Origin of the sequence: Dietzia sp. SLG310A2-38A2 (genome assembly GCF_014145095.1) — a bacterium.
In the GTDB taxonomy this organism is placed as follows: Bacteria; Actinomycetota; Actinomycetes; order Mycobacteriales; family Mycobacteriaceae; genus Dietzia.
The window spans coordinates 10,146-15,483 of sequence record NZ_JAALDX010000334.1 but is presented as its reverse complement, the minus strand read 5'-3'; the positions used below and the strand labels follow the sequence as shown (position 1 = coordinate 15,483).

The following is a 5,338-nucleotide window of genomic DNA, read 5'->3' as shown; positions in this document are numbered from 1 at the left end:
GGCGGCCGCCACCACGGCAGGGGTGTCCGGTATCGCGGCGCTCGTGACGATCGTGTTGGCCCTGCCCATCGGCATCCTCGCGGCCCGGTCGAACGGCCCGGTCGCCCGGACCACCGAGGCGGTCGCCCAGATCGGCTTCGCGCTCCCCGGGATCACGGTCGGGTTGGCCGTGGTGTTCGTGGGGATTCGGCTGGTCCCCGGCCTGTACCAGCAGGTGCCGATGCTCGTGTTCGGGTATGTGGTGTTGTTCCTCCCGCTCGCCGTGGGTGTGGTCCGGTCCGCGATCGGAGCGATCCCGACCGCGCTCGAGGACGCCTCGGGGGCGCTGGGCTCCGGCCGGTTCCGGACCTTCCTGCGCGTCGTCGCCCCACTCGCGATGCCGGGCGTCCTCGCGGGGGCCAGCCTGGTGTTCCTCAGTGTGGCCAAGGAACTCCCCGCTACCCTTCTCCTGCGCCCCACGGGAACGGAGACCCTGGCCTCCGCCATGTGGGCCCATACCGAGGTGGCGGCCTACTCCCAGGCCGCTCCCTACGCTGCGATGCTCGTGGCCGTGGCCGTGATCCCCGCTGCGGTCCTCGGCAGGTCGTTCGGGTGGGGTTCGGGAGGGGCCGGTCGAGGCGTCCCGGCACGGACCGCCATCTCGGCTCATTCGGAGGAGACTCAGGTGAGTGCCACATGACGGTGCGACGACGCCCCGGCGGCGTACTCGAGCTGCGCGGGGTGGCCGGCGGATACGGCGGCGCCTCTGTTGTCCGGGATCTCGATCTGACAGTGGGCTCCGGGGAAGCGCTGGCCGTACTCGGGGCCTCCGGGTCGGGCAAGACCACGGTGCTGCGCATGATCGCGGGGCTCCACCCGGTTTCGGCGGGACGCATCCTCGTCGACGGCCGCCGCGTTGACCCCCTTCCCGCCCAACACCGCGGAATAGGTCTCGTTCCCCAGCAGGGCGCTCTGTTCCCGCACCTGTCCGTGGCCCGGAACGTCGGGTTCGGACTCGTACCGGTCGATCCGGTGGCGCGGTGGCGCAGCCGCACCGAGCGGGCGGCCAGGGTCCGCGAGGTCCTCGAGTTGGTCGGGCTGGCGGACCGCGCCGACGACCGTCCCTCCCGTCTGTCCGGGGGTCAGCAACAGCGGGTCGCACTCGCACGCGCGCTCGCTCCGGGCTCGGGACTGATCCTGCTGGACGAACCGTTCAGCGCGCTCGACGCCGCTCTCCGGGGACGCGTCCGTGCAGAGGTCTCGGCCCTGCTCGCGGAGTCCGGTGCGACGTCGGTCCTGGTCACCCACGACCGCGCGGAGGCGCTGGCCACCGCGGATCGCGTCGCCGTGCTCATCGACGGCCGCCTCGCCCAGGTCGATACCCCGGAGCGGCTCTACTACCACCCGGTGAGCCGCGAGGTCGCCCAGCTGGCGGGCGAGGTCGTCCTGCTCCCTGCCACCGCGGACGGTGGGGTCGCGCACACCACGATCGGTGCGGTCCCGCTCGATACGCCCGCACACGGGGTCGGAACCGTCCTGTGGCGCCCCGAGAGCCTGGCGGTCCGTCGGGTCGGGCCGGAGGGTCACGGCGTGTGCACCGGCGTCGAGTTCGTCGGGGCGTCGACCCTCATCCGGATGTGCTTCGACGGCACCGAGCAGAGCTTCGCTGTCCCGGTCTCGGGTGGTGAGGTCTTCGAGGTGGGGGCCCGGGTGGAGGTGACGCCCCTGCGTCCTGCCGTCTTCCACGCGGGGCCGACCGTCCCCGCCTGATCAGCTCTCGGTCGCGGCCCAGCCCAGGGTCCGTTCGACGGCGTCGTTCCAGCGGCCCCACAGGCGGGCGCGCTCGTCCTCGGCCATCCGTGGCTGCCACCGTCGGTCCTCCCGCCACAACTCGCGGAGCCGGTCGGGGGAGTCCCACTGACCCACCGCCAGGCCCGCGGCGAACGCGGCACCCAGGGCGGTGGTCTCGGTGACCTCGGGCCGGATCACGTCGATGCCCAGGATGTCGGCCTGGAACTGCATCAGGTAGTCGTTGACCACCATCCCACCGTCGACACGCAGCGCCTCGGCGGTCTTGCCGGCGTCGGCGGCCATCGCGTCGGTCATCTCGCGGGACTGGAACGCGGTGGCCTCGAGCGCTGCTCGCGCCAGGTGGGCCCGGGTGTGGAACCGGGTCAGGCCCACCAGGGTGCCCCGCGCGTCCGGACGCCAGCGCGGGGCGAGCAGTCCGGAGAACGCGGGCACGAGGTAGCAGTCGCCGTTGTCCTCGAGGGACTTGGCCAGTTCCTCGGTCTCCTCCGCGCTCGAGATCACCCCGAGGTTGTCCCGCAGCCACTGCACCAGCGAGCCCGCCACCGCCACGGAGCCCTCCAGGGCGTACACGGGAGCGGCGTCCCCGAGCTGGTAGCAGACGGTGGTGAGCAGCCCGTTGTCGCTGAACTGGGGGGTGGTGCCGGTGTTGAGCAGCAGGAACGCGCCGGTCCCATAAGTGTTCTTGGCGTCCCCGGGGTCGAAGCAGGTCTGCCCGAACATGGCCGCCTGTTGGTCGCCGAGGATCCCCGCGATGGGCGTCCCGCCGAACATGCGCCGCTCGGTCACGTGTCCGACCACCCCCGAGGACGGCACGATGTCGGGCAGCATCGCCCGCGGCACGCCGATCTCCCGGCAGAGCTCGTCGCACCACTCCAGCGTCCGCAGATCCATGAGCAGGGTCCGGGAGGCGTTGGTGACGTCGGTGACGTGGAGCGCCGGCTCGCCGTCGGTCCCGCCGCGACGGCCCCCGGTGAGGTTCCACACCAGCCACGAGTCGATGGTCCCGGCCAGCAGTTCTCCCGCCTCGGCCCGCTCGGTGCCGCGTCGGCCCTCGGAGTCGAGGTGATCGAGGATCCACCGGATCTTCGGACCCGCGAAATAGGTGGACAGGGGTAGCCCGGTGGCGTCCCGGAACCGGTCGTCGCCCTCGGGGTGTGCGGCCGCCAACCGGGCGCAGATCCCCGAGGTCCGGGTGTCCTGCCAGACGATCGCGTTGTAGACCGGCTCGCCGGTCTCCCGCTCCCACACCACCACGGTCTCCCGCTGGTTGGTGATGCCGATCGCGCTCACCAACGCCGGTTCGAGGTCGGCGTGGCCGGCCACCTGGGCCATGGCGGTCCGCACGTTCTCCCAGATCTCCAGCGGGTCGTGTTCCACCCACCCGGCCCGGGGCAGGATCTGCCGGTGTTCGACCTGGGCGGTGGCCGCGGGCACCGGCAGACCGTCGTGGTCGAAGAGGATGGCACGCGAGGACGTGGTCCCCTGGTCGATCGCGAGGATGAAGGTGTTACGCGTCACGCCGTCAGACTACGTCCGGCCGGGCGTAGAGTCGGGCGCGACCGGCCGGAATCCGATACCCGGCCCCGGAGGGAGCACGATGCCCACGAACAGATCACGGTCCGTACTCGGCCCCGAACGCCGGGTCGAGGCATGGCGGAGGTTGTCGGAGGAGTCCTTCGACATCGTGATCGTGGGTGGTGGTGTGGTGGGCACCGGCAGCGCGGTCGACGCGGCCACGCGTGGCCTGAGCGTCGCGGTGGTGGAGGCCCGGGACTTCGCTGCGGGGACCTCCTCGCGTAGCTCCAAGATGTTCCACGGCGGGCTGAGGTATCTGGAGCAACTCGACTTCGGGCTCGTCGCCGAGGCCCTCCACGAGCGCGAGCTCAGCATGACCCGACTCGCCCCGCACCTGGTCAAGCCGCTCAAGTTCCTCTTCCCGCTCACCCGGCGATTCTGGGAACGCCCCTACATGGCCGCGGGATTCGTCCTCTACGACCTCATGGGCGGCGCCAAGAGCGTCCCGCCGCAGAAGCACTACAGTCGCGCCGGGGCACGCCGCGTGGCCCCGGGCCTGCGCGAGGACTCCGTGGTGGGGGGGATCCGGTACTGGGACACGCTGGTCGACGATGCCCGTCACACCCTCACGCTCGCCCGCACCGCCGCCCTCCACGGCGCGGTGGTCGCCAACTCCACTCAGGTGATCGGGTACCTGCGTGAGGGCGAACGGGTGATCGGCGTGCGGGTCCGCGACGCGGAGACCGGCCGCGAGACCGACGTGCGCGCCGGGGTGGTGCTCAACGCGGCGGGGGTGTGGACCGACCACCTGCAGCAGATGCTGGGCGAGGAGGGCGGCTTCACGGTCCGCGCCTCCAAGGGGGTCCACATCGTCGTGGACCGCGACAAGGTCGACTCGGAGGCCGCCCTCATCCTGCGCACCGAGAAGTCCGTGCTCTTCGTGATCCCCTGGGGCGAGTACTGGATCATCGGCACCACCGACACCGACTGGCAGCTCGATCTGGCCCACCCCGCGGCGACGGGCGCGGACATCGACTACATCCTGGGGCACGTCAACGCCGTGCTCACGACCCCGATCGGGCGGGAGGACGTCCGCGGTGTGTACGCGGGGCTGCGCCCGCTGCTCTCGGGCGGGGCCGACTCCACCGCCAAGCTCTCACGGGAACACGCGGTGATGACCGTGGCTCCCGGGGCCGTGGTGGTGGCGGGCGGCAAGTACACCACCTACCGGGTCATGGCGGCGGATGCGGTCGACGCGGCGGTGGCCGAGCTGGGACAGGAACGCGCGGCATCCGTTCCGGTCTCCACCACCGATCGCATCCCCCTCCTCGGCGCCGACGGCTACCCGGCGATGGTCAACCGCGCTGACCGGATCGCGGACCACTACGAGATCAGGGAGGAGCAGGTCCAGCACCTGCTCGACCGCTACGGCTCGCTTCTCGAGGACGTGCTGGATCTTGCGGCGGACCGCCCAGACCTGCTGGAGACCCTTGACGGCGCTGATCGCTATCTGCGCGTCGAGATCGTCTACGCCGCCCTCGCGGAAGCCGCGCTGCACCTGGAGGACGTCCTGGTGCGCCGGACCCGGATCTCCATGGAGTACCAGCACGGCGGGGTGGCGTGCGCCCGCGAGGTCGCGCAGCTCATGGCGGAGGTACTGGACTGGGATGCCGATCGCGTCGAGCGGGAGGTCGAGATGTTCGAGCAGCGGGTCGCCGCCGAGCAGGCCAGCCAGGTGACGGAGTCCGACGACGAGGCGGACCGCTTCCTCCGCGGCGTCCCCGAGGTCCGGGAGTTCCTCGTGGAGGCGGCCGTTGATCCCGCGAGCGCCGAGCCGGTCGTCGACCACCCGGCCTGAAGGAGAGCCTGGCGGGGGTCGCCTGAAGGAAGGCCTGACGGGGGGCCGCCTGAAGGAGAGCCTGACGGGGGGGCCGGGGCGGTCGGGCCCGGCCGCGCTCCGCGCCCCCCCCAGAGACCAGAAATCCGCCACCGTCCCGACCGATCGGCCACCCGGTCGGGCAGCGGATCGTGC

Annotated in this window: 4 protein-coding genes; 3 read left to right on the top strand and 1 reads right to left on the bottom strand. The window is 71.8% G+C overall.

Annotated elements, in window-relative coordinates; genetic code table 11:
- Window positions 1-679, top strand: a 679-nt coding sequence (locus G6027_RS12105) for an ABC transporter permease subunit (RefSeq protein WP_182637398.1), incomplete at its 5' end; no start/stop codon positions are given.
- Window positions 676-1,749 carry an ABC transporter ATP-binding protein gene (locus tag G6027_RS12100; protein ID WP_182637397.1) on the top strand — a complete coding sequence of 358 codons (1,074 nt, stop codon included), beginning with the start codon at window positions 676-678 and terminating at the stop codon, window positions 1,747-1,749. The genes G6027_RS12105 and G6027_RS12100, both read left to right, overlap by 4 nt.
- Here the strand turns inward: G6027_RS12100 and glpK are convergent, their stop codons facing one another.
- Window positions 1,750-3,309: a glycerol kinase GlpK gene (glpK, locus tag G6027_RS12095; RefSeq protein ID WP_182637396.1), complete on the bottom strand. Its 1,560-nt coding sequence runs from the start codon at window positions 3,307-3,309 to the stop codon at window positions 1,750-1,752.
- Window positions 3,310-3,388: 79 nt separating this feature from the next.
- On the opposite strand from glpK, the gene G6027_RS12090 reads away from it, so the two are divergent.
- Window positions 3,389-5,164 (top strand): glycerol-3-phosphate dehydrogenase/oxidase, encoded by a 1,776-nt coding sequence (locus G6027_RS12090; protein WP_182637395.1) that lies wholly within the window; start codon window positions 3,389-3,391, stop codon window positions 5,162-5,164.
- The last annotated feature ends 174 nt before the right edge of the window (window positions 5,165-5,338 follow it).

Coding starts and splice junctions, on each gene's coding strand:
- G6027_RS12100 (WP_182637397.1), top strand. CDS start 676: ATGACGGTGCGACGACGCCCCGGCGGCGTACTCGAGCTGCGCGGGGTG.
- G6027_RS12090 (WP_182637395.1), top strand. CDS start 3,389: ATGCCCACGAACAGATCACGGTCCGTACTCGGCCCCGAACGCCGGGTC.